The organism is Streptomyces sp. NPDC047981 (assembly GCF_040653315.1).
Lineage (GTDB): Bacteria > Actinomycetota > Actinomycetes > Streptomycetales > Streptomycetaceae > Streptomyces.
On sequence record NZ_JBEZNQ010000048.1, the window covers coordinates 13760 to 40324 of the forward strand.

Sequence of the window (26565 nt, forward strand, 5' to 3'; positions counted from 1 at the left end):
ATGACTAGTCGTCAGCCCGAGAAGAGGCAAGAGCCGGAGCGGGGATTGCCGCAGACGGCGTGGGCGGTGCTCGGCCTGCTGTCGTTCCCCGGCGAGCGCACCGGATACGAGCTGAAGAAGTGGGCGGACGCGTCGCTGCGCTTCTTCTACTGGTCGCCCGCGATCAGCCAGATCTACGCGGAGCTGCGCCGGCTCGAATCGTGCGGCTACGTGACGTCCGCGCGTTCCGGCCCCGAGGAGCCCAGGACCAAACGGCGGTACGCGATCACGGAGGCGGGCCGGGCCGCGCTGGCGGCCTGGGCAGGCGGCGACGGCGGCGCGGTGGTCCTGAAGCACCCGCTGGTCCTGCGGGTGTGGCTCGGGCACCTCGCCGAGCCCGATCGGCTGCGCGCGCTGGTCGAGGAACACATCGAGCGGACGCGCACGGAACTCGAGGAGGCCCGGGCCGCCCTGGCCCACGCGGAGACCGTCCCGCAGTGGCGCCATCCGGCCGTGGCGCTGCGCTGGAGCGTGCGGCAGCACCTGGCCGAGCTGGAACTCGCGGAGGCGATGCTGGCGGACCTGGCGGAGCTTGCGGAGCTGGGCTCGCCCGGGGGTTCCCCGGGCGGACCCTAGAAGGGGCGCGCCCGGGCGGACCCCGGCAGGGCGCCGGGCGGACCTCGGAGTTGTCCCGGGCGCCCGCCGGCAGGAGCGCGCCCGGGTGGGAAAGGCGCCTGTAGCGCTCACACGTCGCGGCGGTGCACGACGGCCACGGTGACGACCGCCGCGACCAGCGACCAGGCCCCGAACACGGTCCACGCCTCGGTGACCGACACCGGGTACTTCTCCACCCCGTAGTCCCGCGCGGGGTTCTCGACCAGGGCGCGCCACGCGGTGAGCGGCATCGCGTTGCCGATCTCCTTGACCCACCGGTAGGTCTCGCCGAGGAAGAGCGACGGCAGCAGGAGGAGTACGCCGACGACCGCCACGACCGTGCCCGCGGCATGCCGGACGAGGGCGCCGAGGGCCATGCCGACGAGGGCACAGAGCGGTGCGAGCAGCGCGGAGGCGACGACGGCCCGCAGGGCTCCCGGGTCGCCCAGGGACAGGCCGTGGTGGTCGCGCAGGATCGCCTGGGTCGCGCCGAACGAGGCGCCCGCGACGGCCGTTCCGAGGACGAGCATGACCGCCGCCATGACGATCGCCTTGGCCGACATCACCGCGCGGCGCGCGGGGACGGCGGCGAAGGTGGTGCGGATCAGCCCGGTGGTGTACTCGCCGAAGACCGCGAGGGCGCCGACGCTGCCGGCGACGACCATGAGGAGCTGCCAGGCCGGGTCGACGAAGGCCGCCGCGAGGGGATCGAAGAGCATCTCGGGCTTGGCGGGCATGCCGGGTGGCGGAGCGGGAGGCAGTTCGGGCTGTTGCGCCAGGCGCTCCGCGTTGGTCCGGGCGGAGTTCACGTTGATGCCGATGACCGCGAGCGGGGCGAGCCCGAGGACCCAGTAGGTGGAGCGCAGCGAGAACAGCTTGATCCACTCGGCGGTGAGGAGGTCCCGGAACCGGGCCGGGGAGTCGACGGCGGTCGCGCGCGCCTTCGGTTCGGACAGCGTCCCTGTGGTCATCGTGCGTCTCCTGCGCTGTATTCGGTGCTTGCGGCGGTGAGCCCCATGAAGGCCTCCTCCAGGGAGGCGGAGCGCGGTGCGAGTTCGTGGAGGAGGACGCGGTGGTGGAAGGCGAGTTCGCCGACGCGGTCCGCGCTCAGGCCGGTCACGGTGCACGAGCCGTCGTCCTCGTGGTGGACGGCCGCTCCTTCCGGGCCGAGGGCGGCCGTCAGGGCGGCGATGTCGGGGGTACGGACCGACACGCGCAGCCGGGTTCCACGGGTCGCGAACTCCGCCAGGCTCTCCGCGGCGATCAGCTCGCCCCGGCCGATGACGATCAACTGCTCGGCGGTGTGCTCCATCTCGCGCATCAGATGGCTGGAGACCAGGACGGTGCGGCCCTCGGCGGCCAGCCGCCGGAAGAGGCCGCGTACCCAGAGCACGCCCTCCGGGTCGAGGCCGTTGAGCGGCTCGTCGAAGAGCAGGACGGGCGGATCGCCGAGGAGGGCGCCGGCGATGCCGAGCCGTTGCTTCATCCCCAGCGAGTAGCCGCCGATGCGGCGCTGGGCGGCGGCGGTCAGCCCGACCTCCGCCAGGACCTCCGCGACCCGGCCGCGCGGCAGCCCGTTGCTGCTCGCCAGTGCGGACAGATGCGCCCGCGCGGTGCGTCCGCCGTGCACGTCGTGGGCGTCGAGCAGTGCCCCGACGTGCCGCAGCCCGCGCGGCCGGCCGCGGAAAGGCCGCCCGTCGACGGTGACGGTGCCGCTGGTGGGGGCGCTCAGACCGAGGATCGTCCGCAGCGTGGTGGACTTGCCGGCGCCGTTCGGGCCGAGGAAGCCGGTGATGCGGCCGGGGCGGACCGTGAAGGTCAGGCGGTCGACGGCGGTCGTGGCGCCGTATCGCTTGGTGAGTTCGTTGACTTCGATCACCCGACCACGGTGCCGGGGCCCGTGCCCGCGCGGCATCGGCCCGCGGGCCACGTTCCCGGGATCCGTGGGTAGCCCCGAGGCGTAAGCCCGCGGGCCGATGCCCGCGCCCCGGCCGGTCCTTATGATCACGCCATGAGCCACTCCCCCCGCGCCGCCCGCTCGTGGCGCATGCGACCGGCCGCGGCGCAGGCCCTGGCCTGGTGCGGTGGGCTCGCCTACCCGGTCCTGCTGTACCTCGCGGTGTTCCACGAGCGTGAGCCCACCGGCGTACGGCTCCTGTTGCCGGCGGCCCTGTCGGTTCTGGCGCTTCCCCTGTTGCGGAGTCGCCCCCTGCCGGCCCTGGCGCTGATCCTGGCCGGTTCGCTCGCCGCGACGGTGGTGGCGGCCTCGAACCTGGCCGCGGCCCTCCCCTTCACGGCGCCGGGGCAGGCGTGGCAGATCGGCTGTCTGCAGGCGCTGGTGACGGACGTCGCCGTGGGCTGGATCGCCGCCACCCTGAGGCGCAGGACCGCGCTCGTCGCCGCGGGCTCCGCCCTCACCGTGCAGATCGCCGTGGCCGCCCATCCCCGGGGCGGGCAGGACGCCTTCCTCTCGACCACCGCGTTCCTCGTCCTGATGCTCGCCCTCGCCTGGACGACCGGCCATCTCGTCCAGGAGCGCCGCGTGCACGCCGAGACGGTACGGGCCCAGAGCGCGGCCCAGGCGGTCACCGCCGAGCGGCTGCGGATCGCCCGCGAGCTGCACGACATGGTCGCGCACAGCATCGGGATCATCGCCATTCAGGCCGGCACGGGCCGCCGGGTCATCGACACCCAGCCGGCCGAGGCCCGCAACGCGCTGGCCGCCATCGAGAGCACCAGCAGGGACACCCTGGCAGGACTGCGCCGCATGCTGGGGGCGCTCCGCGCAACCGCGCCCGAAGGCGCGCCGCTGGCCCCCGCGCCGACCCTGGCGGACGTCGACCGGCTGGTCGCGCACACCGAGGACGGCGGCGTACGGGCCGATGTGGAGTGGCGGGGAGACCGCCGTCCGCTGCCCGCGGACGTCGAACTGTCCGCCTTCCGCATCATCCAGGAGGCCATCACGAACGTGGTGCGTCACGCGGGCACGGACGAGTGCCGGGTGGTCATCGACTACGAGGAGGCCGGACTGTCCATCGAGATCACCGACCGCGGTCACGGGCCCGCCGCCGCGGGCACCGGTTACGGCATCACCGGGATGCGCGAGCGGGCCGCCCTGCTGGACGGCCGGTTCGCCGCGGGGCCCCGGCCAGGCGGCGGCTTTCGGGTGGCGGCCCGGCTGCCGGTGCCCGTGGAGGCGCGATGAACGCGCCCGCCGTCCGTGTGGTGCTCGTCGACGACCAGCCGCTGGTGCGCGCCGGGCTGCGCGTCCTCGTCGCGGACAGCGCCGGCCTCGAGATCGTGGGAGAGGCGGAGACAGGCGATCAGGCGGTCCGACTGGCCGAGGAGCTCCGGCCCGACGTGGTGGTCATGGACATCCGGATGCCCGGGATGAACGGCATCGAGGCGACCGCGCTGATCACGGCGGGACCGAGCCCGGCACGGGTCCTCGTCCTCACCACCTTCGACGACGACGAGTACGTCTACGGCGCGCTGCGCGCGGGGGCGAGCGGGTTCCTCGTCAAGGACATGGACCTGGACGACATCCTCGCCGCCATCCGTGTGGTCGCCGCGGGCGACGCCCTGATCGCGCCGAGCGTGACCCGCCGGCTGATCCAGGACTTCGCGGCCCGCCCCGCGCCCGGTGCAGGGCCTCCGCCCACAGCGGTCGAGGGGATCACCGACCGCGAACGGGAGGTGCTCACCCTGATCGGCAGCGGACTGTCCAACGCGGAGATCGCCGGCCGGCTCTTCATCAGCCCCGCCACGGCCAAGGCCCACGTGGGGCGGCTGTTCACCAAGCTGGCGGCCCGTGACCGGGTCCAGCTCGTCATCATCGCCTACGAGCTGGGCCTGGTGTCGCCGTCGCGCTGACCGGGCGGGTGCGGTCGGAGGGGTGGCTTCCGACGCCCCGCGCGCATGCGCTTCCTTCTTCCGGTGAAGTCATTAGGCTGCGCCCCGAGCCGCACCGGGAGCCCGGAGGGACCCGGGCCCGGACATCGACGGAAGCGAGAAGATCTTGAGTTTCCTCACCATCGGTCACCGCGGAGTCATGGGCGTCGAGCCCGAGAACACCCTGCGTTCCTTCGTCCGCGCCGAACGGGCCGGCATGGACGTCATCGAACTGGACCTGCACCTGAGCAAGGACGGCGCCCTCGTCGTCATGCACGACGCGGACGTCGGCCGGACCACCGACGGCAGCGGCCCGATCGCCGAGAAGACCCTCGCGGAGCTGCGGGAGCTCGACGCGGGGGACGGGGAGCACGTCCCGGTCTTCGAGGAGGTCCTGGACGCGGTGCGGTCCCCGCTCCAGGCGGAGATCAAGGACGCGGCGGCGGCCCGCGCGCTCGCCGAGGTGATGGTCCGGCGCGACCTGGTCGGCCGCGTTGAGGTGCTCTCGTTCCACGACGAGGCCCTCGCCGAGGTGGCGCGCCTGGTCCCCGGCGTCCGTACGGCGCTGGTCGCCGAGGAGTGGGGACCGGACCTCGTGGACCGGGCGAAGGCCGTCGGCGCCGGGGCGCTCGTCCTGAGCATCCGGAACCTCACCCTGGAGACCGTCGAGCACGCCCACGCGGAGGGGCTCCGGGTGATCGGGTGGGTGGTCAACACCCAGGACCATCTGCGGCTCGTCCGTGCCCTCGAGCTGGACGGCGCGACGACCGACTACCCGGAGATCCGCCGCACCGGCCGCTTCACGGCCTGAGCCGGGGCACCTGCCCGGGACTCAGGCCAGCGGCTTGACCAAGAGCTCGAACTGCAGGTCGTCCCGCTGCGGGAGACCGAAGCGGTCGTCGCCGTACGGGAACGGGGTCATCCGGCCCGTACGGCGGTAGCCGCGCCGCTCGTACCAGGCGATGAGCTCCTCGCGCACCGAGATCACGGTCATGTGCATCTCGGTCACGCCCCACATCTCCCGGACCCGGCGCTCCGCCTCCTCGATGATCCGGCGGCCGAGGCCCGCGCCCTGGAGCTCGGGACGCACGGCGAACATGCCGAAGTAGGCGGCCTCGTCGCGGTGTTCGAGCTGGCAGCAGGCGACGATCTCGTCGCCGCGCTCCACCACCAGGAGCCGGCTGCCGGGCGTGGTGATGACGGCGCGGACGCCCTCCTCGTCGGTGCGCTGCCCCTGGAGGATGTCCGCCTCGGTGGTCCAGCCGGCCCGGCTGGAATCGCCCCGGTACGCCGATTCGACGAGGGGGACGAGGACCGGGACGTCGGCCTCGACCGCGTCGCGGTAGGCGATCAGGTCGGTGTCCTGGGGCGTGGCGGTGTCCATGCTGTACGGGTCTCCCCTCGGGGGCGCTGGCGATCCCCCCGAGCCTAACGCGCTCGGGGCGTGCTCCCCCCGCGTACACCTGTGCGCTCGCGTAGGCGGGTCCGGCCGCGGGCATCCCCTCGGAGGGGAGACCACGGGAGGTGTGGCGTGCACGGACCGGCCGTGACGGCCTGGCTGTTGCTGACGCTGTGCGGGGCGAGCGCGGTCTACTGCCTGCTGCGGGCGCGCCGCTGCGCGGGAGAGGAGCGCAGAACGGCCGTGGGTGAGGCGGTGATGGGGTTCGGGATGGCGGCGATGGCGCTGCCCGCGACGGTCGTGACCCCGCCGGCCTGGTCGTGGGCGGTGTACGCGGCGGTGTTCGGGGCCGCGGCCCTGCACGCGCTCGGCTCGGTCCGGCGCGGCGGCCACCATCTGCACCACCTGGTGGGTTCGCTGGCGATGGTGCACATGGCGTGGCCGGGGGCGGGCCAGGGCGGGGCGCACGGCGGCCACGGGGGCGGTGGGGGCCTGCCGCTGGTGACGGGCGCGCTGCTCGTCTACTTCGTGGTGTACGTGCTCCATCAGGGCGCGCGGCTCGTCCCGGTCCCGGGACAGTCGGCCGCACCGGCGGGCGGTCCGGCGCCGATGTGGGTCGTGGGGCCCGAGTTCACGCTCGTGTGCCGGCTGTCGATGGCCCTCGCGATGCTGGCGATGCTCGTCACGCTCTGAACCGCCGCGGGGTGTCGGAGCGTCCGGTGAAACCGTGGCGTACGTCACTTGGCGCGCCGGGCCGTTACCCAGACGTAGCACGGGCTCATAGGCTGACGCCATGTTGGTCTCCCTCGCGTTGCTCGCGCTCGGCGTCCTGACCGCCGTCGTGGCCCCACGACTGCTCTCGCGGTCCGACTGGGCGGAACGCGAGCCCGTGGTGGCGCTCTGGATGTGGCAGTGCGTGGTGGCGGCCGTCCTCCTGTGCTTCGCGCTGTCGATGACGTTCAGCGCGGCCGCCGCCTGGCACGTGGTGCGCGGCCAGGTCTTCGCCCCCGCGCCGCGCCAGGTGATCGAGGCGTACGAACTGGGCGCGCACCAGCCCTGGTCGGCGGCGCTGGCCGTGGTCCTCGCCTGCGGCGGCCTGTGGACCTGCGCGATGCTGACCCGGGAGATCCGCGGCGCGCGGGCCCGCCGCCGGCGGCGGCGCTGCGAACTGCTGGTCCGTTCCCCGCTGTTGCCGGGCGAGGAGCCGGGCAGCGAGCCCCTGGTGGTCCTGGAGGGCGAGCGGCCGGACGCCTGGTGGCTGCCGGGCAGCACGCCCCAGCTGGTCATCACGACGGCGGCGCTGCGCCGGCTGAAGGGCCGCCAGCTCGACGCCGTCCTCGCCCACGAGCAGGGACACGCGCGGGCGCGCCACGACTGGCTGTTGCACTGCTCGGGCGCGCTGGCGAACGGGTTCCCCGGCATCCCGGTCTTCGCGGCCTTCCGCGACCAGATGCACCGGCTGGTGGAGCTGGCCGCCGACGATGTCGCCTCGCGGCGGTTCGGGCGGCTGACGATCGCCCTGGCGCTTGTCGAACTCAACGAGGAGCGTGGGGTGTTCGGCCCCGGCACGACCTCCGGCGCGGACCTCCCCCGGCGGGTGAACCGGCTCCTCACGGCCGCTCCCCGGCTGACGCCGGTGCGTCGGCTGCGGCTGACGGCCGCCGCCGCGCTGGTCCCGGTGGTGCCCGTCCTGGTGGCCTTCGTCCCCGCGCTGCGGGCGCTGGGATAGTCCGGAGCGCGCCCGCGAGGGGGGCGCGGCGCCGCGTGGGGTCCCGGGTCGGGGAAGATCGACGTATGCGCTCCTCCGCCGTGGTCTCCGCCGCTCTGCTCGTGGTGCTGCTCGTACTGGTGGGGGTGGGGTGGTCGCCGCTGCTCTCGCTCGACCGGTCGGTCGCCGAGTCGCTGCACCGCAGCGCCGTCGCCGAGCCCGGGTTCACCGGGGTCAACCGCGTCCTGAGCGACTGGGTCTGGGATCCGTGGACGATGCGTGTGCTGGTGGCCGTCGCGGCGCTGGCGCTGTGGTGGCGGCGCGAGCGGCGGCTCGCTCTCTGGCTCGTGGGCACGCTCCTGGTGGCCGCGGGGGTGCAGCAGGCGCTCAAGGCGGCGGTCGGCAGGGAGCGGCCCGTGTGGCCGGATCCGGTCGATTCGGCGCACTACGCGGCCTTCCCCTCGGGACACGCCCTGACGGCGACGGTGGGCTGCGGGCTGCTGCTCTGGGTGGCCGCCCTGCACTGGCGGGACACCTGGCGCGGCTGGAGCGTGCTCGCGGTGGCGGCCGTGGTCTCCGTGGCCGGCGCCGGGTGGACCCGGCTCTACCTGGGCGTGCACTGGCCGACGGACGTCGTCGCGGGCTGGCTGCTCGGCTGGTCCGTGGTGGCTGTGGCGATCATCACGTACCGCCGCTACGGCGGCCAGGGCCGGAGAACCGGGCGACCGGCCTCTTCGGGCCCGGACCGGAGCAGAATGGGAGAAACGACGTGAAGCCGCCTGTCCTGGACGATCCCCCGCGTCGCCCAGAACAGACGGCCAACCCGCTGACCAGCCATGAAGGCGCGACAGCAGGCTGCGCTGAGTATATTGGCTGCGAGCCAGTCAACGCAGGAGGCAAGCATGTCCCCGCGTAGCCCATCGGTCAATGAAGAGCTCAGGCGACGCTCTCGGGAGCGACTGCTCCAAGCCACCGTCGAGCTCGTCTCGGAGCGCGGCTACGAGGCGACGACGCTGGGCGACATCGCCGAGCGCGCGGGCTCGGCGCGCGGACTGATCTCGTACTACTTCCCCGGCAAACGCCAGCTGCTGCAGTCGGCGGTGCACCGGCTGATGCACCTGACCCTCGAGGAGGCGCTGGAGCGGGAGCCGCGCACGGAGGACGGGCGGGAGCGGATGGCGCGGGCCATCGACGCGATCCTGGGGCTCGCCGTGGACCGCCCGGTGCTGATGCGCACGCACATGGCGGGGATCCTGCAGGCCGAGGGGTTCGTGCAGTGCCCTGAGCAGCAGCGCCTGGCGTTCCTGCTGCGGGACACGGTGACCCGGTACGGCGCGGCGGACGTGGACGCGGACTATCCGCTGCTGCGGGCGCTGCTGATGGGCGCGGTGGTGGCGGTGCTGCTGCCGGGGGCGCCGATGCCCGTGGCACGGCTGCGGGCGGAGCTGTTCCAGCGGTACGGCCTCGACTGGGAGCAGGGCATGCCGCCGGACGGAGGTCCGCCCGACGGCATGCCGTTCAGCGCTTCGGTCGCTTCGGTGTCACCGGAGCGGGTGCCGCGTCAGTCGTCGTCCCAGTCGCCCCAGCCGCCGTCGAAGTCGTCGAAGTAGTCCGGCTGCGTCTGGACGTTGAGCTCGTCCATCCGGATCTTCTTCGCCGCGTCCGTGCGGCGGTCGTCGAGCCTCAGCACGTCGAAGCCCTTGACCAGGTCGTTCGAGTAGATGTAGCCGTTGTAGTAGTACGCCGACCAGGAGCCGCCGCCGACGAGACGGTCCGTGGCGATCGGGCCGCGCTCGAAGTAGGCGATCTCCTTGGGCTTGCTGGAGTCGGTGAAGTCCCAGACGGAGACACCGCCCTGGTACCAGGCCTGGACCATGAGGTCCTTGCCCTTGACCGGGATCAGCGAGCCGTTGTGGGCGACGCAGTTCTCGGTGTCGGCCTGGTGGCGCGGGATCTTGTAGTAGCTGCGGAAGACGAGCTTGCTCTTCTTGCCCTTGCCGACGATGTCGTAGATGCCGTTGGCACCGCGGTTCGGGCCGACGGCCGCGTTGCAGGTGGCCGCGCCGCCGCCGCCGAGCTCGTCGGTGAAGACGACCTTGTTGGCCTTCTGGTTGAAGGTCGCGGAGTGCCAGAACGCGAAGTTGACGTTGTCCTGGACCTGGTCGATGACCTTCGGGCGCTCCGGGTCCTCGATGTCGAAGATGATGCCGTCGCCCATGCAGGCGCCGGCCGCGAGGTCCTTGCCGGGCAGCACGGTGATGTCGTGGCAGCCGGTGGTCTTGGAGACGCCCGGGTTGGTCGGGCCGCCCGGGTTGCCGCCGCCGTCCGGTCCCTCACCGGGGAACAGGACGGGGAAGGAGACGATCGCGGACTTCTGGGGCGCCTTGCGCGGCACCTTGATGACCGTGATGCCGTCGTGCGGCGGCTGGCAGTCGGGGAAGGTGGAGTTGGGCGAGTAGGACGAGACGTAGACGTACACGTCCTTCTTCTTGGGCACCAGCGTGTGGGTGTGCGAGCCGCACGCGGTCTCGACGGCCGCGACGTACTTCGGGTTGCGGATGTCGCTGATGTCGAAGATCTTCATGCCCTCCCAGGAGGACTTCTCCGTGGCCGGCTGGCTGACGCTGGCACAGGAGTTGTCGCTGCGGGAGGAGTCGGTGGACAGGAAGAGGAGGTTGCCGGAGACGGAGATGTCGTTCTGCGATCCGGGACACAGGACCTGGGCGACCGTCTTCGGGGCGCTCGGGTTGCTGATGTCGAAGATCCGGAAGCCGTCGTAGTTGCCCGCGAAGGCGTACTTGCCCTGGAACGCGAGGTCGGAGTTGGTCCCCAGGAGAGCGTCCTTGGGGATGTTGACGAGGTGCTTGATGTTGGCGCTGTGGACGATCTCGTCCACACCGGGTATCTCGCCGCTCTGGATGGCGGATCGCGCTTCGGCCGCCTGTTCCGAGGAGACCGTGGACCGCGCGGTGCTGTCACCCGGGTCGGGCGTGGCGGCCGCGGGGCCGGCTGCGAGCAGGCTGACCAGCAGTCCGGCCGCGGCGGTCGCCACGCCCAGACCTCTGATCCGAGCGCGCGGGGTACGCGTGAGGCGCGTCGTACGCAACGAAGTCACTCCGTCCTCCCTTGTGTCCGTTCGAAGTTGAACGGTTCATGGCCCCCGGCAGTATCGTCCTTAGCGTGCACATCTCAACAGATGGCAACACACATGTAATGAAGGTTTTTGATCAACGGCCCGTGGAAGCGTGCTAGGAACGGTGCCCGGACCAGCCCGGCCCTGTCCGCCCGGAACCACCTCTGGAGGTCGTCTTGTCGAACCGCCGCATCGCCCGCGGAGCCGTCGCCCTGGCGCTGAGCGCCGTCGCCGTACTGGCCCTGGCCTCCTGCGACTCGGAGTCCGGCGGGGGCACTCCGCAGGGCAAGGGGGCCACGGAGCCCGCGGTCGTGGCTCCGGGGAAGCCGGGCGAGCCGGCGCGCCGGATATCCCCCGCCGAGGCGTCCAAACTGCTGCCCGACGACAAGCCCAACGCGGCGGACTTCACCTACGCGCAGATGATGATCGTGCACCACCGACAGGCCCTGACGATGACCGCGCTCGTCCCGGAGCGGGCCTCGTCGGCGCAGGTCAAGAAGTTGGCGGAGCGGATCACGGCGGCCCAGCAGCCGGAGATCGGCGCGATGGAGGGCTGGCTGAAGAACAACGGCGGGCCGCGCGACCAGGGCGGCCACGACCACCACACGATGCCGGGGATGGCGACCGAGGCGCAGCTCGCGCAGCTGAGGAAGGCGAAGGGCGCCGCCTTCGACGAGCTGTTCCTGAAGTTGATGATCACCCACCACGAGGGCGCGGTGACGATGGCCGCCGAGGTGCTGGGCAGCGGGAACAACGTGCTGGTGGAGGAGATGGCCAGCGACGTGATCGCGCAGCAGTCGGCCGAGATCAACCGGATGCGGTCGATGTAGGGCGGCGGCTCGCGGCGGCGCTCGGTGGCGTCGCGCACCTCCCCTCCGGGGGCTTCCGGTGGGATGCTGGAAGCCTCTCGGCGGGCATTCCCGCGGCGGGAAGGAGTACGGACGTGCTTCGAGTCGCTGTCGTCGGTTCCGGGCCCAGCGGGGTCTACACGGCCCAGTCGCTGGTCCAGCAGTCGGTGGTGCCCGGGGTGCGGGTCGACGTCCTGGACCGGTTGCCGTGCCCCTACGGCCTGGTCCGCTACGGGGTCGCGCCCGACCACGAGAAGATCAAATCGCTCCAGCAGAACCTGCGGGCGGTCCTCGAGGACGAGCGGATCTCCTTCGTCGGGGACGTGGAGGTCGGCGCGCGCGGGCTGACCCCGGCACGGCTCCTGGAGCTGTACCACGCGGTCGTGTACTGCGTGGGCGCGGCGCGGGACCGCCGGCTCGGGGTGCCCGGCGAGGACCTGGCGGGGAGCTGGTCCGCGACGGACTTCGTCTCCTGGTACAGCGCGCACCCCGACGCGGTGACCGACGGCTTCGCCGGATCCGGGACGGGTCTGGACGGCCGCTCGGCGGTCGTGATCGGGGTCGGCAACGTGGCGGTGGACGTCACCCGGATCCTGGCGCGCGGGGCGGACGAACTGCGGCTGACGGACGTGCCCGAGGGCGCCCTGCGGGCGCTGGAGGCGAGCCGGGTGCGCGAGGTGCACATGGTGGGCCGACGGGGCCCGGGGCAGGCGAAGTTCACGACGAAGGAGCTGCGGGAGCTGGGCGGGCTGCCCGGCGCGCGGGTCCGGGTCGATCCGGCGGATCTGGCCCTGGACCCCGCGTACACCGACCCCGCCGGGCTGCCGGCGGTGAACCGGCGGAACGTGGAGGTCGTCCGTGGCTGGGCGGCCGACGGCGCGGAGTCCGACGCGCCGCGCGGGATCCGTCTGCGGTTCTTCCTGCGGCCGGTGGAGCTGCTCGGCGAGGACGGGCGGGTGGCCGCGGTCCGCTTCGAACGGACCGTGCCGGACGGCGCGGGCGGGGTGCGGGGCACCGGGGAGTTCGAGGAGATCGAGGCCCAACTGGTGCTGCGGGCCGTCGGATACAAGGGCGTCCCGCTGGCCGGGCTACCCTTCGACGAGGCCCGCGGGACGGTCCCGAACGAGGCGGGGCGGGTGCTGCGCGACGGCGTCCCGTCGCTCGGCGAGTACGTGGCCGGCTGGATCAAGCGCGGGCCGACGGGCGTCATCGGCACCAACCGGCCCTGCGCGAAGGGGACCGTGGCCTCGCTCCTCGCGGACGCGTCCGCCCTGACGGACCGCCGGCTCACGGACGACCCGCTCGACGCGCTGCGCGACCTGGGCCACGACCCGGTCGCCTGGCGGGGCTGGCTCTCCATCGAACGCGCGGAATCCGCCCTGGGCCGCTCGCTGGGCCGCGGCCGGGTCAAGATCCCCGACTGGGCGGGACTCCGCGCGGCGGCGGGCGAGGACGGGGCTTGGGGCCCGCCGGACAGGCCCTAGTCGGCTTCGCGGGTCGTCTGGGCGTCGGCGGCGGTCAGGACGCTGTCGAGGAGGCCGGGGAAGAGGGTGTCGAGGTCGGCTCGGCGCAGGGCGTTCAGCTTGGCCGTGCCCCGGTAGACCTGCTCGATGACGCCGCTCTCGCGCAGTACCCGGAAGTGGTGCGTGCGCGTCGACTTGGTCACCGGGAGTTCGAAGAACGAGCAGCTCAGCTCCGCACCCTCGGCCCGTGCCAGGTCGCTGACGATCCGCAGCCGTACCGCGTCCGAGAGCGCGTGCAGCACCGCCTCCAGGCGTATCTCGTCCCGCGCGGGGTGGTCCAGGACCCGGGGCTTGGTCGCGGTCGTCACGGCGGCTCCACTTCATCCGGAAGCCCCCATTGTACGATAATCCTCGTAGTTTGACAGCTGCCGTACTACGACAGCTATCGTACGAGTACCCCCGGGAGGCCACCAGCAAGGCCCCCGCCAGAGGAGTCCGTCATGAGCGTCGCCCTGTTCGAGCCCTACACCCTGCGGTCGCTGACCATCCCGAACCGGGTGTGGATGGCCCCCATGGACCAGTACTCGGCGGAGCCCTCCGGTCCGGACGCCGGCGTGCCGAACGACTGGCACTTCGCCCACTACGCCGCCCGCGCCACCGGCGGAACGGGCCTGATCCTCGTCGAGGCGACGGCCGTCTCCCCCGAGGGCCGGATCAGCCCCGCCGACCTGGGCATCTGGAACGACACCCAGGCGCGGGCGCTGAGCCGGATCGCCCGGTTCCTCAAGGAGCACGGGACGGTGCCGGGCATCCAGCTCGGCCACGGCGGCCGCAAGGCGTCGACCAAGCGCCCCTGGGAGGGCCGCGGGCCGGTCGGCCCCGGCGAGCACGGCTGGCAGCCGGTCGGGCCGAGCCCCGTCCCGTTCTCCGAGGACCACCCCGTGCCGACGGAGCTGACGGCCGAGCAGATCGCCGAGATCCCCGGCCAGTTCGCCGAGGCGGCGCGACGCGCACGCGGCGCCGGCTTCGAGGTCGTCGAGGTGCACGGCGCCCACGGCTATCTGATCAGCAGCTTCCTCTCCCCGTACGCCAACCGTCGCACCGACGCCCACGGCGGCTCCTTCGAGAACCGCACCCGCCTCGCCCTCGACGTCGTGGACGCCATCCGGGGCGCGTGGCCCGAGGAACTGCCGGTCTTCTTCAAGATCTCGGCCACCGACTGGCTGGAGGACGCGGGCTGGACCGCCGACGACACGGTCCGCTTCGCGCGCCTGCTGCGCGAGCACGGCGTCGATCTCCTGGACGTCTCCAGCGGCGGCAACGGAGGCCCGGCCGACATCCCCGTCGGCCCGGGCTACCAGGTGCCGTTCGCCGCCCGGGTGAAGGCAGAGACCGGGCTGCCGGTCGCCGCGGTCGGCCTCATCACGGAGAGCGGGCAGGCGGAGAAGATCGTCGCCAACGGCGAGGCGGACGCCGTCCTGCTCGGCCGGGAGCTGCTCCGCGACGCGTCCTGGGCCCGCCGCGCGGCGCGCGAGCTGGGCGCCGTGGCCCACGCGCCCGTCCCGTACGCCTGGGCGATCTGAGGCCCGGCCGGCCTGGGCGATCTGAGGCCCGGCCGGCCTGGGCGATCTGAGGCCCGGCCGGCCGCACCCGTGCCGGGTGTCAGCCCTTCTCCCGGGCGTGCCGGAAGCGGGCCAGGCCGTCGCCGAGCGCGACGAGCGGGTCCGGGTAGTCGTACGCGGCCCGTTCGAGCCCGGTCAGCCGCCAGGGTTCATGGACGTCGGGCGCTTCGAGACCGGCCAGCTCCGGAACCCATCGGCGGACGTAGCGGCCGTCGGGGTCGTAGCGGAGCGCCTGACGGATCGGGTTGAGGACCCGGTTGGGCCGGGTGTCGGTGCCCGTGCCCGCCACCCACTGCCAGTTGAGCTGGTTGTTCACGACGTCGCCGTCGACCAGGAGGCTCAGGAAGTGGCGCGCGCCCTCGCGCCAGTCGATGTACAGCGTCTTGGTCAGGAAGGAAGCGGCGATCAGGCGCCCGCGATTGTGCATCCAGCCCTCGTGGGCCAGTTGACGCATCGCCGCGTCGACGATGGGGTACCCCGTGCGGCCCTCCCGCCACGCCTGCAACTCCGCCCTGGCGTCCTCGCCGCTCCGCCAGCGGTCGCCCTGCGTGCGGTAGTCCCGGGTGGAGGTCTCGGGCCGCGCGGCCAGGACCTGGTGGTAGAAGTCGCGCCAGCACAGCTGCCTGACGAAGGCTTCGGCGCCGGGACCGCCGCGCGAGCGCGCGCGCTGGACCACCTCGGTCGGCGAGAGGGCGCCGAAGTGGAGGTACGGGGACAGCCTCGACGTGGCATCCCCGGCGAGGTCGTCGTGGCCTTCCTGGTACGCGTCGGCGTGCCGCGAAAGCCAGGTACCGAGCCGCTTGCGCCCCTCGCTCTCCCCGCCGGCCGCCAGGCCTTCCGACACCCCGGCGACGCCCGAACGCGCCGGCAGATCCTCGCTCCGCACGGTGGGAGGCACCGGCACGGCGCGCGGGGCGGTGAAGGGCTGTCGTAGCGGCTGGTCGGACCAGCGCCGGAAGTACGGCGTGAACACGGCGAAGTGGTCCGAGCCCTGGGGGGTGACATCACCGGGGGACACGGCCGTGCTCACCGCGTCATGGACGTAGAGGCGGCAGCCGTCCTCCTCCAGCGCCTTTCGGAGCCTCGCCTCCCGGGCAACGGCGAAGGCGGTGTGTCCGACAGCCATGTGCACCTCGTCGGCCTGCGTCTGCCGCACCACGGCACAGACCTCGCGCACCGTGTCCCCCGTACGCACGACGAGCCTGCCGCCCCTGGCCCGCAGCGCCCCGTCGAGGTCCACGAGGCAGTCGGCGAGGAACGCCAGCCGGTTGGGGGCGGCGAATCCGGCACGGTCCACCGCGGGGTCGCGGACGAACAACGGCACGACCTCCCTGGCTCCCTCCAGAGCCGCCCGGAGGGGCGGATGGTCGTGCACCCGAAGGTCGGAGGTGAACAGGACTACGGAGAGGGTCATGAGGGCGACTCCTGAATATCGGCCGCCGCCGGTGCGCGGGTGATCGGCCGGCCGGACCACGGCGGTTCTACAGGAACCCTTCCGCCGGCGGGCGGAGTACGGATGCGAGGGAGGAGGTGGATCGCGTCCACGCATCCGTGGACGGGTGTTCCCACGAAGAGAGGACAACGACGAGGGAGCGGGAGGGCCGTGTCGTGAGCACCGAGCGGTCGTGGACGGTGGCACCCGACCGAGGGCGTCCCGACGGCCGCCACTGCGCCCATCTCGCGACCGTGACGAGACCGGCACCGCCCCCCGGCGACGGCTGCGCCGAGTGCCTGGCCCGCGGTTGGCGCTGGTCGAGGCTGCGCTGGTGCACGACCTGCGGGCACGTCGGATGCTGCGACAGTTCCCGGGGCCGCCACGGCCACGCCCACTACGAGACGACGGGACACCCGGTGGCGCTCTCCCTGGAGCCCGACGAGGCATGGGCGTGGTGCTACGCGGACGAACTCTTCCTGGTCGAGACCACGTCACCGAGCGGCCGTCGAACCCGGGACGAGGCGCCGTCCCGGGACGAGGCGCCATGATGAGCGCCGAACGCCATGACCGGCCTCGGGACCTTGGCACCTCACAGACCGCCGCCGATGCGGAAGGCGAAGAGGAGCGCCACCATCACGGAACCGAGGGCGATCAGGGAGACCCACACCATCGGGTGCTCCCAGACGCCCCCGTCCGGGCGCTCCGGGTGCGCCGACGACGTGGAACCCTCGGCAGGGGGTGTCTCCTCGGGCCGTACGAGTCTGTCAACCATGACGCCTCCCGGTTCGGGGGACCGTGGACTCCGTTCCTCTCCACGGTCCCCCGAGTCGCACCGCGCCGCGAGGCGCGTCGGTCGTGCGTCGAAACAGCCGGTCGGACAGCCGGTCAGACAGCCGGTCAGACAGCCGATCGGTCCGTCTGCTTCCCGGCGGGGGAAGCCTCCCGGCCTTCGCGGGCGAGGGCGCTGGGCCACCAGGAACGGGGGCCCATGTCGATCACCAGGGCCGGCACGAGGAGGGACCGGACGACGAGCGTGTCGAGGAGCACGCCGAAGGCGACGATGAAGGCGATCTGGACGAGGAAGGCGAGCGGGATCACCATGAGGGCCGCGAACGTGGCCGCGAGGACCACGCCGGCCGAGGTGATGACTCCTCCGGTGGTGGTCAGCCCGCGCAGCACCCCCTGGCGTGTGCCGTACGTGAGGGTCTCCTCCCGCACCCGCGACATCAGGAAGATGTTGTAGTCGACGCCCAGGGCGACGAGGAAGACGAATCCGTAGAGCGGGACGGAGGCGTCGGTGCCGCTGAAGCCGAGCAGATGCTCGAACACGAGGGCCGAGACGCCCAGGGTGGCGAAGAAGTTGAGCGCCACCGTGGCCACCAGGAGGACCGGGACCAGCAGCGAGCGGAGCAGCAGGACCAGGATCAAGAGGATGATGCCGAGGACGACGGGCACGATGACGGCGCGGTCCCGTTCGGAGGTCCGCTGGGTGTCGTACTGCTGGGCCGTGTAGCCGCCGACGATCGCGTCCGCGCCGGGAACGGCGTGGACCCGCTCACGCAGGCGCTCGACCGTCTCCTTGGCGGCGTCGCTGTCGGCGGCCGCCGACAGCGTGGCGTCGATGCGGACCCGGCCGTCGACGACGAGCGGCGCACCCGGTCCCGGTCGGCCGGACGCGGTGACGGGCGCCGCGGACGAGACCCCGGCGGTGCCGGCCGCCGCCCGGGAGACCTGCTCGACGCGGTCGGCGTCGGCGATGATCACCGTGGGGTTCCCGGAACCGCCGGGGAAGTGGCGGCCGAGGGTCTTCTGGGCGCTGACCGAGGGCGCGTCGTTCACGAAGATCTCGTCGAGCGGCACGCCCTGGGAGGACAGCCCGGGCGCGAAGGCGGCCAGCGCCAGCAGCACGGCCCCGGTGGAGGCCCAGACACGGCGTGGCGAGCGGTCGATGAGGGCGGCGACGCGGCGCCAGATCCGGTGGCCTTCGGCCGTGGCGTCCGAGGGCTTGGGGGTGGCGGGCCAGTAGGCGGCGCGGCCGAGCAGGACGAGGACGGCGGGCAGGAACGTCAGCGTGCTGAGCACCGCGCAGACGATGCCGATGGCGCCCACGGGGCCGAGGGCCCTGTTGTTCGTCAGATCGCTGGCGAGCAGGGCGATCAGCGCCAGGGCCACGGTGGCGGCGCTGGCGACGATGGCCCCCGCGGATCGGCGCACCGCCGCGACGGCCGCTGCCGTGCGGTCGCCGCGGGCGGCGAGTTCCTCGCGGTAGCGCGCGGCGAGCAGCAGGGCGTAGTCGGTCGCGGCCCCGATGACCAGGATCGACAGGATGCCCTGCACCTGGCCGTCGACCCGCACGATGTCCCGGTCGGCGAGCGCGTACACCACCGCGCACGCGAGCCCGAGGGCGAAGACGGCGCTGATGATGATCACCAGGGGTAGCAAAAGGCTGCGGTAGACCAGCAGCAGGATCAGCAGGACGGCACCGAGCGCCACGGCCAGCAGAAGCCCGTCGATCCCGGAGAAGGCGTCGGACAGATCCGCCTGGCTCGCGGCGGGGCCCGCGATGTGGACCTGGGCGCCGGGGACCGTCTGCGCGGTCGCGCGGACCTCGTCGAGGACGGCCGGAAGCTCCTCGCCGAGGTCGGGGGCCAGGGGAACGACGGCCTGGAGGGCCTGGCCGTCCGTGGAGACGAGCGCGGGTGACGGGGTTCCCGCGATGCCGGTGACTCCGCCGAGCCCCGCGACCGCCTGGGTGGCGGCCTGCCGCTGTGCCTCCGTCACCCGCCCGCCGTCGGCGGTCCACACGACGATCGCGGGCACCGTCTCGGACGTCTCGAAGGCCTTGCGGGCTTCGAGGACCTGGGTCGATTCGGCGCTGCGCGGCAGGAACGCGGCCTGGTCGTTCGTGGCGACCTCACCGAGCTTGCCCGCGTAGGGGCCGAGGGTGCCGCCGATACCGAGCCACACCACCAGCAACGCGAACGGCACGAGCAGGCGTACCCACCGCGAAGTGCTTCTCATGTCAGTCCTCAGGACGATGCGCAACAAGTTCGACAGCAAAGTATCTCAATGATTGAAATACTTGAACTCCGCCCCCCCTCCGGCACGTGGCCACGGTCGCGTCACCGTGCTCACGTGCACTTCGGCCGGAGCGTGCGATCCGGTTGCAGCGACGCACCGACGACACACGTGCGGCCCCCACCGTGGTGGGGGCCGCACACGGTCACCGCCTGCCGTCGGCGCGCGGTTCTACTTCGGCATCAGGACCGTGTCGACGATGTAGACGGTCGCGTTGGCGGTCGGCACGTTGCCGCAGACGACCTTGGAGGAGTCGTTGACGGTGTAGTCCTCACCCGAGCCCTTGGTGGTGATCATTCCCTTCTGGAGGGTCTCGAACGAGCCGTCGTTCAACTGCTCGGGCGAGAGCTTCTGCCCGACGACGTGGTACGTCAGGATCGAGGTGAGCTGCTCCTTGTCGGCGAGCACCTTGTCGAGGTCGGCCTTCGGGATCTTGGCGAAGGCGTCGTTCGTCGGCGCGAACACGGTGATGTCCTTGGCGTTGTTGAGGGTGTCGACCAGGCCCGCCTGCTTGACGGCGGCCACCAGCGTCGACAGGGCCGGGTTGTTCGACGCGGCCGTGGCGACCGGGTCCTTGGCCATGCCGTCGAAGGAGCCCGCACCGTCCTTCGGCACCGAGGCGCAGGCCGGCCCGAAGGGCGCGGCGGCCGTCGTGCCCTCGTCGGCGGAGGGCGAGGTCTCCTCCGTGGCGGAGGCCTCGGGGGTCGAGCCCGACGACGCGTCGCTGCCGGAGTCCGAACAGGCCGCGAGCGAGAACGGAAGCACGGCAGCGGCGGCGACCGCGACGGCGGCACGGCGGAAACGGAGGGCGTTCATCACAGGTACTCCTTGGTGGGATTCTGAAAGGGATGGGCTGGTGAGTGGGGTGAGTAGGGGTTGATCGGCCGGAAGGGGCTGCCGGCCGGGGCCGGCCCGGTCAGCCGGCGGTCACCACGACGGAGTGCCATCCACTGGCCCCGTCGGGGATGGTCCGGGTACGGCGTTCGGTCTGGGTCTCGCCGGTCCTGTCGGTCGCCCGGACGGTGAGCGTGTGGGTGCCCGGGGTGGCCTGCCAGCGGTACGACCACTGGCGCCAGGTGTCGCGGGTGTGCTCGGCGGCGAGCTCGGCCGGCCGCCAGGGACCGTCGTCGACGCGGATCTCGACGCGGTCGATCCCCCGGTGCTGGGCCCAGGCGACACCGGCCACCACGACCGTCCCCGCGGCCGGCCGGGCGAAGGGCTTCGGGGTGTCGATCCGGGCCTGGGTCTTGATCGGCGCCCTGCGCGCCCACTTCCGCTTGACCCAGTACGGGTCGTACGCGGCGAAGGTGGTGAGCTCGATCTCCTCGATCCACTTGCACGCCGAGACGTAGCCGTACAGTCCGGGCACGACCATCCGGACGGGGAAGCCGTGGTCGAACGGCAGGGGTTCACCGTTCATGCCGACCGCGAGCAGGGCGTCCCGCCCGTCCATCACGTCCTCGACCGGCGTACCGAGCGTCATGCCGTCGACGGAGCGTGCGACGAGCTGGTCCGCCGGTCCGCCGCGGGACGGCGGCCGAACGCCCGCCTCCGCCAGGAGCTCCGCGAGCGGTACACCGAGCCAGCGCGCGGTGCCGACGTACGGCCCACCGACCTCGTTGGAGACGCAGGTCAGTGTGATGTCGCGCTCGACGAGCGGCCGGGAGAGCAGCGCGTCGAAGGTGAGGTTCAACTCCCTTCGTACGCCCCGCCCGTGCACCCGCAGCCGCCAGCCGTCCGTCGTCGGCTTGGGGACGACCAGCGCGGTGTCGACCCGGTAGAAGTCCCGGTTCGGCGTCACGAACGGGCTGAGGCCGGGCACGCGCGGCGCCGCCCCGGGAACCACGTCGGCCGCGGGTGACGCGGGCCGGGGCAGGACGACCGCGGCGCGGGAGGCGACCGCGTCGCCGGCTCCGGCCGAGGTCAGCGCCCGGCCCAGCGCCCCGGCTCCCGTACTCGCCACGGCGACGCCGCCGGTGGCCAGGAGGAAGCGCCGTCGGTCCCAGCCGTCCGGCCGGCTGCCCGGGCGGTCGGCTGTGCGATGCGCGGCGAGCGGGCCGATCAGGGTGTGGAGGACGACCGCGCCGGCCAGGCCGCCCAGCAGGGACGGCAGGGCGTCGGTGTACGCGTCGGAGTCGGGCCGACTCAGCGCGGCGGCCGCTCCGATCACGCCGAAGGCCAGGACTCCCGCCGCCGCCGTCCGCCGCATGCGCAGCGCGAGCAGACCGAGACCGGCCGCCAGGCAGGCCATGACCACGAGGATCCCCGCCTGCAGGACCAGCTTGTCGCTCGTCCCGAAGGTGCGGATCGCCCAGTCCTTGACGCCTGCGGGAGTCCGGTCGACGGCCGCTCCTCCCACGGCGATCACGGGCCCGGACTCGGGTCGGACCAGGGCCGCGACCAGTTCCGCGAGGGCCAATGCCGCGTAGCCGGAGACGATGCCCACGAGGGACGCCCTTGCTCGTCTGCCGACGGCTGCCGTGTCGATGTTCACGACCGGACTTCGGAGTCACCCGTCACGCGGATTGGCCGGTCGCTCTCACGAGTGGGACCAGGCGGCCGGTTGACGCGTTCTCAGTTCCGCCCACACCGTGTGGCCCGGGCGATCGGGCAGGTCGCCCCAGGCGTCGGCCAGCGCGTCGACGATGAGCAGCCCGCGGCCTCCGGTGGACAGGGCCGCCGAGGGGTGTCGCCAACGGGACCGCACCTGCTCCACGTTGACGCCGCGGCCGCCGTCGTGCACCTCGATGCGGAGGGTCCGCCGGCCGGCCGGGTGGTCGCGCAGGTCGGCTCTGAGGCGCGACGGTGGCTTGCCGTGACGCCGCGCGTTGTTGAGGAGTTCGGCGGCGATGAGCGTGGCGTCGGCCTCCAGGGGTGGCGGCCCCGCCCGCGTCCAGCCAGCGGACGAGTTCGTGGCGGACCGCCTGCGGTTCACGCAGGACGGACCGGCGCAGCGGGGCGCCGCCCTTCGCGGCGGGCACGTACGTCAACTGCACGGTCACGCGCATGAGAGGAGCGCCCTGGGGGATGTGTGCGGGAGGCCGTCGGGGTCACTTCGGCATCAGGACGGTGTCAATGATCTGGACGTTGGCGTTGGAGGTCGGCACATCGCCACAGATGATCTTGGCGGTGTCGTTGACCGTGAAGGCGTCGCCCGAGCCGTAGGTCGTCAGGGTGCCGCCCTGCAGCGTCTTGAACGACCCGTCGGCGAGATCGGCCTTGTCGACCTTCTCCCCCACGACGTGGTACGTGAGGATCTTGGTGAGTTGCTCCTTGTCGGCCAGCACCTTGTCGAGGTCGGCCTTCGGGATCTTGGCGAAGGCGTCGTTGGTCGGCGCGAACACGGTGACGTTCTCGGCGTTGTTCAGCGTGTCGACCAGGCCGGCCGCCTTGACCGCCGAGACGAGGGTGGACAGTTCCGGGTTGTTCGACGCGGCGGTCGCGACCGGGTCGTCGGCCATGCCGTCGACACTGCCCTCACCACTGGTCGGCAGGGCGGCACAGCCGGGACCGAACGGACCGTCGGCGTGGGCGGCCGCGAAGGACTGCGGGGCCAGGACTCCGAACGACACCGGAAGGACGACGGCGGCGGCAGCGGCAGCCGCCCGGCGCGCGAAATGCGAGGTGCTCATGATGCTTCCTCCTCCTGGGTCCGAACCGGGGACTGGCTCGGCCATGGGCGGGAAATACGTCTCGGCTGATATTCGACGCCACACCCCCGATCGGATGAGGGGAGCGGGGAGCGATGTGCCGACGCGTCGGCGGGGCCGCCCCCTCGCCACATGCCGTCGCCGGACGGACACGGCGAGTCCGCCCCGCGGTCACTCCCGCGGCGGCGCGGGAGCGGGCCGCTCGCCCCACCCCTGGAGTTCGCCCGTGTCCCGCAGCGTGCCCGTCAGCCGTACCGGGCCGTACCCGGCCGCCCGCACGGCCAGGGCCGGCCCCCGCGAGGTCGCGGAGACCGCGCCCCCGACCGTCACCGAGGCCAGGTGACGGCTGCCCGCGGCGAGGTAGTAGCGCGCTCCGGAGGAGGCCGTCCAGAAGGTGCCGGCGAGCATGTGCCGGCCGAATCTGCCGCACGCGGCCGTGTCCGCCGGCGCGGGTCGTGGACCCCGCACCGGGAGGCCGGTCCCCGTCGCCGGCTCCAGGGCGACCGACACCCGGGCGCGACCCTCCCAGTCCTCCGCCCGCAGGCACGTCCAGATGGCGGATCCACCCTTCTCCGGGAGGCTCTGGCGGGCGAACTCCCAACGGTTGACCGCGCGTACGCCGCTCTGCCGCAGGGCGGGCAGGTCGCAGGCCGACCCCTCCCAGGCGCCGAGCCCCGCCCGCGAGGTCGCCTCGCGGGGCTGTCGCGCCGGAACGCCGGGACCCGGCACGGGGGTCCAGGTCAGGTGGACGGGAGTGAGCTCCCCGAGGTCGGCCAGGAGGAAGGAGTGGTCCTCGACGATCCGGGTGGAGGACCGCATTTCGAGCGCGGGCACGCGACCGCAGTCGCCGGTGACCTGGGGCACGGGCGCGGTGACCCCGTCCGGGGAGACCTCCAGCGCTCCGGCCGGCAGGTCCGGTCGTCGGAGGTCCCGTACGGCGCTCCTGTCGATCCAGGGTGCGAGCAGGAACCGGGCCGCGCCCGCCGACCTGCTCAGGACGAGGGCCGCGCCGGTGGTGACATCGGCGTCGTCGGCGCGGGCGAGTTCCAAGGTGAACGGTTCTCCCGGGGTGTTCGGCTCGGTGTAGCGGACGACCCTGCGGTCGTCGTGGAGGAGCACGACCAGGGCCCCGTCGACGGCTCCCGCGTAGAGCAGCCGTGGCGGTGCGAGCGGTGGGGTCGTCGGCGTACCCGGTGTCGCCGTCAGGCGGGGGCCTGCGCGTCCGCCGCTGCCGTGCGGGAGGAGGGAGCCCCGGGCCCAGGCGTCGAGCGCGCGGGCGAGGAGCGCCTCGTCGGTCGTCCTCGTGCCGCGCGCGGGCCAGGCGGTGAGGTCGACGCGGGCCGTGTCGGCCCACAGCTCCGCCGGCGCCCTGACCAGCTGCCCGGGGTCCGTCACCGGGGTGAGGGCGGTGACCGGTCCCGCTGCCGCCGCGGTGTCGGCGGTCGGCTCCGTGCGCGTGCCGAGCACCGCGGTCGTGGTCGTGGCGAGCACCAGGACGGCGGCCAGTCCGGCCAGCCGGGTGCGCCGCCGGCGGCGCAGCAGGTCCGTGGGCCGGGTCTGCACGGTGCACGGGTCGAACTCGGCTCCGTGCAGGAGCGATTCGGCATCGCTTCCGACGACGGAGCGCAGATGTTCCGCGGCGTGGAGGGCCTGCGACGGTTCCCGTACCCCGGCCGCGGCGAGCAGGGCGGCGACGGACCGGGCGCTCTCCTCCTCCAGGACACGCAGGGCGAAGGCGGCCCGTACGTCCGCGGACACCCGGGCGAGTTCCCGGTCCAGAGCGAACTCGCCGTCCCCGCCCGCCCGGGTGAAGAGACGGAGTCCCAGGACCGTGGGCAGCAGGGGCCGTACGGGGAAGGGGCGGGGGTGGGCGGCCGCGCGCAGCGCGGCGGACGGCACCCGCTCCCTGAGCCACTCCCGCACCCGGGCCGGGTCGGCGGCCTGTGCGGGCACCCGTGACCGGGCACGCGCGGGCCGCGCTCCGGCGAGGGTCTTCTGGACGAGGGCGTGGGCGGCGAGCACGCGACGGTGCCGGCCGAGGGCGGGCGGGAGGATCAGGTAGGCGAGCCTGAGGAGTCGGGGGTAGTGCTCGACGAGCACGGCCTCGGCGTCGTGCCGCCGGGGGCGGGGCGGCGACGGGGGCGATATCGCGGTGATGTGGTCGGCGTCGGACGACATGACCGTCCAACGATCCGGCAAGGAGCCCGGTCACCTCCGACAGGTGACCGGACGGGCCCCCGCGCGGGTGGCGACGGGGCACCGCCGCGCGTGCCCGCTCGCCCGGTGCCGGGAGCGCACAACCGGTGCGGGGCGCGCGGCCGGCCGGATCCGCGCCCGTTCAGCCCGTGCCGCGTTCCAGGTCGGCGAGGACCTCGCGGGCGGCTCGTGCCCCGGAGGCCAGGGCACCTTGCAGCGAGCCGGTCGCCCGGTGATCGCCGCAGACGTAACGGCCGGGGGCGACGCGTGTGGTGCGGGACAGGACGAGGGGTGGCGGCATCGCGGGAAGGGCGTCGGGCACCGTGACGCGGTGCACGGCCTCCCAGGTCGTCACGTCCGCGCCGTAGGCCTCGCCGAGGGCCGCCTCGACGTCGGCCACTTCGGCGGGTCCCGGGGCGCCCAGGACGGAGGTGGAGACGAGCGCCCGGCCGTCGCCGGAGTACCCGCGGTGGACCTCGGTGAGGACGCAGGTGTTCAGGAACCTCCGCCGCGCGTCGACGAGGAGCGTGGGTTCGGCCAGGGGCGACCTCGGGGCCGCGTGGTAGAGGGTGGTCACCGTCCTGCCACGCGGTACGTCGAGGCCGGGCAGGAGGTCGCCCGCGGCGCTCTGCCCGGTGGCGACGACGACGGCCCGGGCCGGCAGGCCGCCGCCCTCGGCGAGGGCCACGCCGTCGGGCGTCAGCGAGGCGACCCGGGCTCCGGTGCGCAGGACGCCGTCGGGCAGCCGCGCGGCGAGCTGGGCCGGGACGGCGCCGATGCCGTCGGCCGGCAGGCACAGGGTGCCCCGCAGCATGCTCCGCCAGACGAGATGGAAGAAGCGCGCCGACGTCTCCAGCTCGTCCTCGAGGAACACCCCGGAGAGGAAGGGCCGGAGCAGGCCCTCGACGAGGTCGGCCGAGAGCCCCGCGGCGGCGAGCGCGGTCGCGGTGGTCGTGTCCGCGCCACGGCGCCGCAGCCACGAGGCGGGCGCCAGCATGTCGCGCGCGGACAGCACGCCGAGGGCGGCCAGGTCGCGGGCCGAGACGCCCTCGACCGGCAGCGGACCGCCCTTCCCGCGGCGGCGGGTGGGATCGGTGAACCGGCGCGTTCCGTCGGCGGTGTGCACGAGGACGCCTGCGATGAACGGCCGCAGTCTGAGCGCCCTCAGTTCCAGGCGCCGCTTGACCTGTGGATAGGCGGTGTTGAACACCTGGAAGCCCCGGTCCAGGGTGAAGCCGGCGATCCGGTCGGTCCGCATCCGCCCGCCCACGGCGTCCCCGGCCTCCAGCAGACGCACCCTCAGTCCCGCGGCGAGCAGGTCGGCCGAGCACGCGAGGCCCGCCGCTCCCGCACCGACGACCACCACGTCCACGGCCTCGCCGTCGGTCCCGCGCATCCCCGTCATCGCTCCTCGGTCCACCTCGTCGCCGATCCGACCCGGTCACGTTACGCCGCGTGACCCGCCGCGCCCGGGAGGACGCGACCGGCCCGGGCGCCGGCCGGTGAACC

General features: G+C 73.3%; 26 protein-coding genes. 12 read left to right on the forward strand and 14 right to left on the reverse strand.

Annotation, left to right across the window (positions count from 1 at the left end; all coding sequences use genetic code 11):
• Positions 1-615 (forward strand): PadR family transcriptional regulator, encoded by a 615-nt coding sequence (locus tag AB0E14_RS25770; RefSeq protein ID WP_362422611.1) that lies wholly within the window; start codon positions 1-3, stop codon positions 613-615.
• Between the two features lie 107 nt (positions 616-722).
• Here AB0E14_RS25770 and AB0E14_RS25775 read toward each other — a convergent pair whose 3' ends face one another.
• Together AB0E14_RS25775 and AB0E14_RS25780 are read right to left on the reverse strand one after the other, a co-directional pair.
• Positions 723-1604: an ABC transporter permease gene (locus AB0E14_RS25775; RefSeq protein ID WP_362422614.1), complete on the reverse strand. Its 882-nt coding sequence runs from the start codon at positions 1602-1604 to the stop codon at positions 723-725.
• Positions 1601-2512, reverse strand: a complete 912-nt coding sequence (locus tag AB0E14_RS25780) for an ATP-binding cassette domain-containing protein (protein WP_362422617.1) — start codon at positions 2510-2512, stop codon at positions 1601-1603. The genes AB0E14_RS25775 and AB0E14_RS25780 overlap by 4 nt, the downstream gene beginning before the upstream one ends.
• Positions 2513-2644: 132 nt before the next feature.
• Here AB0E14_RS25780 and AB0E14_RS25785 point away from each other — a divergent pair, with 132 nt between their 5' ends.
• The 3 genes from AB0E14_RS25785 (at position 2645) to AB0E14_RS25795 (ending at position 5335) form a co-directional block, all read left to right on the forward strand.
• Positions 2645-3838, forward strand: a complete 1194-nt coding sequence (locus AB0E14_RS25785; RefSeq protein ID WP_362422620.1) for a sensor histidine kinase — start codon at positions 2645-2647, stop codon at positions 3836-3838.
• Entirely contained in the window at positions 3835-4506 is a 672-nt protein-coding gene (locus AB0E14_RS25790) for a response regulator transcription factor (protein ID WP_362422623.1), read from the forward strand. The genes AB0E14_RS25785 and AB0E14_RS25790 overlap by 4 nt, the downstream gene beginning before the upstream one ends.
• 145 nt (positions 4507-4651) lie before the next feature.
• Positions 4652-5335, forward strand: a complete 684-nt coding sequence (locus tag AB0E14_RS25795; protein ID WP_362422627.1) for a glycerophosphodiester phosphodiesterase family protein — start codon at positions 4652-4654, stop codon at positions 5333-5335.
• A gap of 21 nt (positions 5336-5356) precedes the next feature.
• Here the strand turns inward: AB0E14_RS25795 and AB0E14_RS25800 are convergent, their stop codons facing one another.
• Positions 5357-5908, reverse strand: a complete 552-nt coding sequence (locus AB0E14_RS25800; RefSeq protein ID WP_362422630.1) for a GNAT family N-acetyltransferase — start codon at positions 5906-5908, stop codon at positions 5357-5359.
• A 147-nt stretch (positions 5909-6055) separates the two neighbouring features.
• On the opposite strand from AB0E14_RS25800, the gene AB0E14_RS25805 reads away from it, so the two are divergent.
• The 4 genes from AB0E14_RS25805 (at position 6056) to AB0E14_RS25820 (ending at position 9241) form a co-directional block, all read left to right on the forward strand.
• A complete protein-coding gene (locus AB0E14_RS25805; RefSeq protein WP_362422633.1) occupies positions 6056-6616 on the forward strand; it encodes a DUF5134 domain-containing protein in 561 nt (186 codons plus the stop codon).
• A gap of 100 nt (positions 6617-6716) precedes the next feature.
• Positions 6717-7652, forward strand: coding sequence for a M56 family metallopeptidase (locus AB0E14_RS25810; RefSeq protein WP_362422636.1), 936 nt, complete (start codon positions 6717-6719; stop codon positions 7650-7652).
• Positions 7653-7717: 65 nt separating this feature from the next.
• On the forward strand, positions 7718-8404 hold the full coding sequence (locus AB0E14_RS25815) for a phosphatase PAP2 family protein (protein ID WP_362422639.1): 687 nt from the start codon (positions 7718-7720) through the stop codon (positions 8402-8404).
• A 129-nt stretch (positions 8405-8533) separates the two neighbouring features.
• Complete coding sequence (locus tag AB0E14_RS25820) at positions 8534-9241, forward strand: helix-turn-helix domain-containing protein (RefSeq protein ID WP_362422642.1); 708 nt, start codon at positions 8534-8536, stop codon at positions 9239-9241.
• Here AB0E14_RS25820 and AB0E14_RS25825 read toward each other — a convergent pair.
• Positions 9193-10746, reverse strand: coding sequence for a hypothetical protein (locus AB0E14_RS25825; protein WP_362422645.1), 1554 nt, complete (start codon positions 10744-10746; stop codon positions 9193-9195). The two genes, AB0E14_RS25820 and AB0E14_RS25825, sit on opposite strands and share 49 nt — an antisense overlap.
• Before the next feature lie 194 nt (positions 10747-10940).
• Here AB0E14_RS25825 and AB0E14_RS25830 point away from each other — a divergent pair, with 194 nt between their 5' ends.
• Positions 10941-11594 (forward strand): DUF305 domain-containing protein, encoded by a 654-nt coding sequence (locus AB0E14_RS25830; RefSeq protein WP_362422648.1) that lies wholly within the window; start codon positions 10941-10943, stop codon positions 11592-11594.
• Positions 11595-11707: 113 nt separating this feature from the next.
• On the forward strand, positions 11708-13096 hold the full coding sequence (locus AB0E14_RS25835) for an FAD-dependent oxidoreductase (RefSeq protein ID WP_362422651.1): 1389 nt from the start codon (positions 11708-11710) through the stop codon (positions 13094-13096).
• Here AB0E14_RS25835 and AB0E14_RS25840 read toward each other — a convergent pair.
• Positions 13093-13443, reverse strand: coding sequence for a helix-turn-helix transcriptional regulator (locus AB0E14_RS25840; protein ID WP_362422654.1), 351 nt, complete (start codon positions 13441-13443; stop codon positions 13093-13095). The two genes, AB0E14_RS25835 and AB0E14_RS25840, sit on opposite strands and share 4 nt — an antisense overlap.
• Positions 13444-13575: 132 nt before the next feature.
• Between AB0E14_RS25840 and AB0E14_RS25845 the strand changes: the two genes are divergently transcribed.
• Positions 13576-14658 carry an NADH:flavin oxidoreductase/NADH oxidase gene (locus tag AB0E14_RS25845; protein WP_362422657.1) on the forward strand — a complete coding sequence of 361 codons (1083 nt, stop codon included), beginning with the start codon at positions 13576-13578 and terminating at the stop codon, positions 14656-14658.
• A gap of 79 nt (positions 14659-14737) precedes the next feature.
• Here AB0E14_RS25845 and AB0E14_RS25850 read toward each other — a convergent pair whose 3' ends face one another.
• On the reverse strand, positions 14738-16111 hold the full coding sequence (locus AB0E14_RS25850; protein WP_362422660.1) for a deoxyribodipyrimidine photo-lyase: 1374 nt from the start codon (positions 16109-16111) through the stop codon (positions 14738-14740).
• A gap of 194 nt (positions 16112-16305) precedes the next feature.
• Here AB0E14_RS25850 and AB0E14_RS25855 point away from each other — a divergent pair, with 194 nt between their 5' ends.
• Positions 16306-16680, forward strand: coding sequence for a UBP-type zinc finger domain-containing protein (locus AB0E14_RS25855; RefSeq protein WP_362422663.1), 375 nt, complete (start codon positions 16306-16308; stop codon positions 16678-16680).
• Positions 16681-16721: 41 nt separating this feature from the next.
• Here the strand turns inward: AB0E14_RS25855 and AB0E14_RS25860 are convergent, their stop codons facing one another.
• The 8 genes from AB0E14_RS25860 to AB0E14_RS25895 all read right to left on the reverse strand — a co-directional run bounded on the left by AB0E14_RS25860 (position 16722) and on the right by AB0E14_RS25895 (position 26452).
• Entirely contained in the window at positions 16722-16904 is a 183-nt protein-coding gene (locus AB0E14_RS25860; RefSeq protein ID WP_362422666.1) for a DUF6480 family protein, read from the reverse strand.
• Between the two features lie 125 nt (positions 16905-17029).
• A complete protein-coding gene (locus AB0E14_RS25865) occupies positions 17030-19153 on the reverse strand; it encodes an MMPL family transporter (RefSeq protein ID WP_362422669.1) in 2124 nt (707 codons plus the stop codon).
• 228 nt (positions 19154-19381) lie between these two features.
• Entirely contained in the window at positions 19382-20026 is a 645-nt protein-coding gene (locus AB0E14_RS25870) for a fasciclin domain-containing protein (protein WP_362422672.1), read from the reverse strand.
• 100 nt (positions 20027-20126) lie between these two features.
• Positions 20127-21704, reverse strand: a complete 1578-nt coding sequence (locus tag AB0E14_RS25875; RefSeq protein WP_362422675.1) for a molybdopterin-dependent oxidoreductase — start codon at positions 21702-21704, stop codon at positions 20127-20129.
• 45 nt (positions 21705-21749) lie between these two features.
• Positions 21750-22145 (reverse strand): ATP-binding protein, encoded by a 396-nt coding sequence (locus AB0E14_RS25880; RefSeq protein WP_362422678.1) that lies wholly within the window; start codon positions 22143-22145, stop codon positions 21750-21752.
• A gap of 115 nt (positions 22146-22260) precedes the next feature.
• Positions 22261-22842, reverse strand: coding sequence for a fasciclin domain-containing protein (locus tag AB0E14_RS25885; protein ID WP_362422681.1), 582 nt, complete (start codon positions 22840-22842; stop codon positions 22261-22263).
• Positions 22843-23031: 189 nt separating this feature from the next.
• Positions 23032-25059, reverse strand: a complete 2028-nt coding sequence (locus AB0E14_RS25890; protein WP_362422684.1) for a hypothetical protein — start codon at positions 25057-25059, stop codon at positions 23032-23034.
• A 139-nt stretch (positions 25060-25198) separates the two neighbouring features.
• On the reverse strand, positions 25199-26452 hold the full coding sequence (locus tag AB0E14_RS25895) for an NAD(P)/FAD-dependent oxidoreductase (RefSeq protein WP_362422686.1): 1254 nt from the start codon (positions 26450-26452) through the stop codon (positions 25199-25201).
• Between the last annotated feature and the right edge of the window lie 113 nt (positions 26453-26565).

What these genes read in the sequence shown, in the direction of transcription:
- AB0E14_RS25800 (WP_362422630.1), bottom strand. Translation starts at nt 5,908, where the DNA reads ATGGACACCGCCACGCCCCAGGACACCGACCTGATCGCCTACCGCGAC.
- AB0E14_RS25785 (WP_362422620.1), top strand. Translation starts at nt 2,645, where the DNA reads ATGAGCCACTCCCCCCGCGCCGCCCGCTCGTGGCGCATGCGACCGGCC.
- AB0E14_RS25865 (WP_362422669.1), bottom strand. Translation starts at nt 19,153, where the DNA reads ATGAGAAGCACTTCGCGGTGGGTACGCCTGCTCGTGCCGTTCGCGTTG.
- AB0E14_RS25895 (WP_362422686.1), bottom strand. Translation starts at nt 26,452, where the DNA reads ATGCGCGGGACCGACGGCGAGGCCGTGGACGTGGTGGTCGTCGGTGCG.
- AB0E14_RS25850 (WP_362422660.1), bottom strand. Translation starts at nt 16,111, where the DNA reads ATGACCCTCTCCGTAGTCCTGTTCACCTCCGACCTTCGGGTGCACGAC.
- AB0E14_RS25870 (WP_362422672.1), bottom strand. Translation starts at nt 20,026, where the DNA reads ATGAACGCCCTCCGTTTCCGCCGTGCCGCCGTCGCGGTCGCCGCCGCT.
- AB0E14_RS25790 (WP_362422623.1), top strand. Translation starts at nt 3,835, where the DNA reads ATGAACGCGCCCGCCGTCCGTGTGGTGCTCGTCGACGACCAGCCGCTG.
- AB0E14_RS25815 (WP_362422639.1), top strand. Translation starts at nt 7,718, where the DNA reads ATGCGCTCCTCCGCCGTGGTCTCCGCCGCTCTGCTCGTGGTGCTGCTC.
- AB0E14_RS25775 (WP_362422614.1), bottom strand. Translation starts at nt 1,604, where the DNA reads ATGACCACAGGGACGCTGTCCGAACCGAAGGCGCGCGCGACCGCCGTC.
- AB0E14_RS25885 (WP_362422681.1), bottom strand. Translation starts at nt 22,842, where the DNA reads ATGAGCACCTCGCATTTCGCGCGCCGGGCGGCTGCCGCTGCCGCCGCC.
- AB0E14_RS25860 (WP_362422666.1), bottom strand. Translation starts at nt 16,904, where the DNA reads ATGGTTGACAGACTCGTACGGCCCGAGGAGACACCCCCTGCCGAGGGT.
- AB0E14_RS25820 (WP_362422642.1), top strand. Translation starts at nt 8,534, where the DNA reads ATGTCCCCGCGTAGCCCATCGGTCAATGAAGAGCTCAGGCGACGCTCT.
- AB0E14_RS25845 (WP_362422657.1), top strand. Translation starts at nt 13,576, where the DNA reads ATGAGCGTCGCCCTGTTCGAGCCCTACACCCTGCGGTCGCTGACCATC.
- AB0E14_RS25810 (WP_362422636.1), top strand. Translation starts at nt 6,717, where the DNA reads ATGTTGGTCTCCCTCGCGTTGCTCGCGCTCGGCGTCCTGACCGCCGTC.
- AB0E14_RS25770 (WP_362422611.1), top strand. Translation starts at nt 1, where the DNA reads ATGACTAGTCGTCAGCCCGAGAAGAGGCAAGAGCCGGAGCGGGGATTG.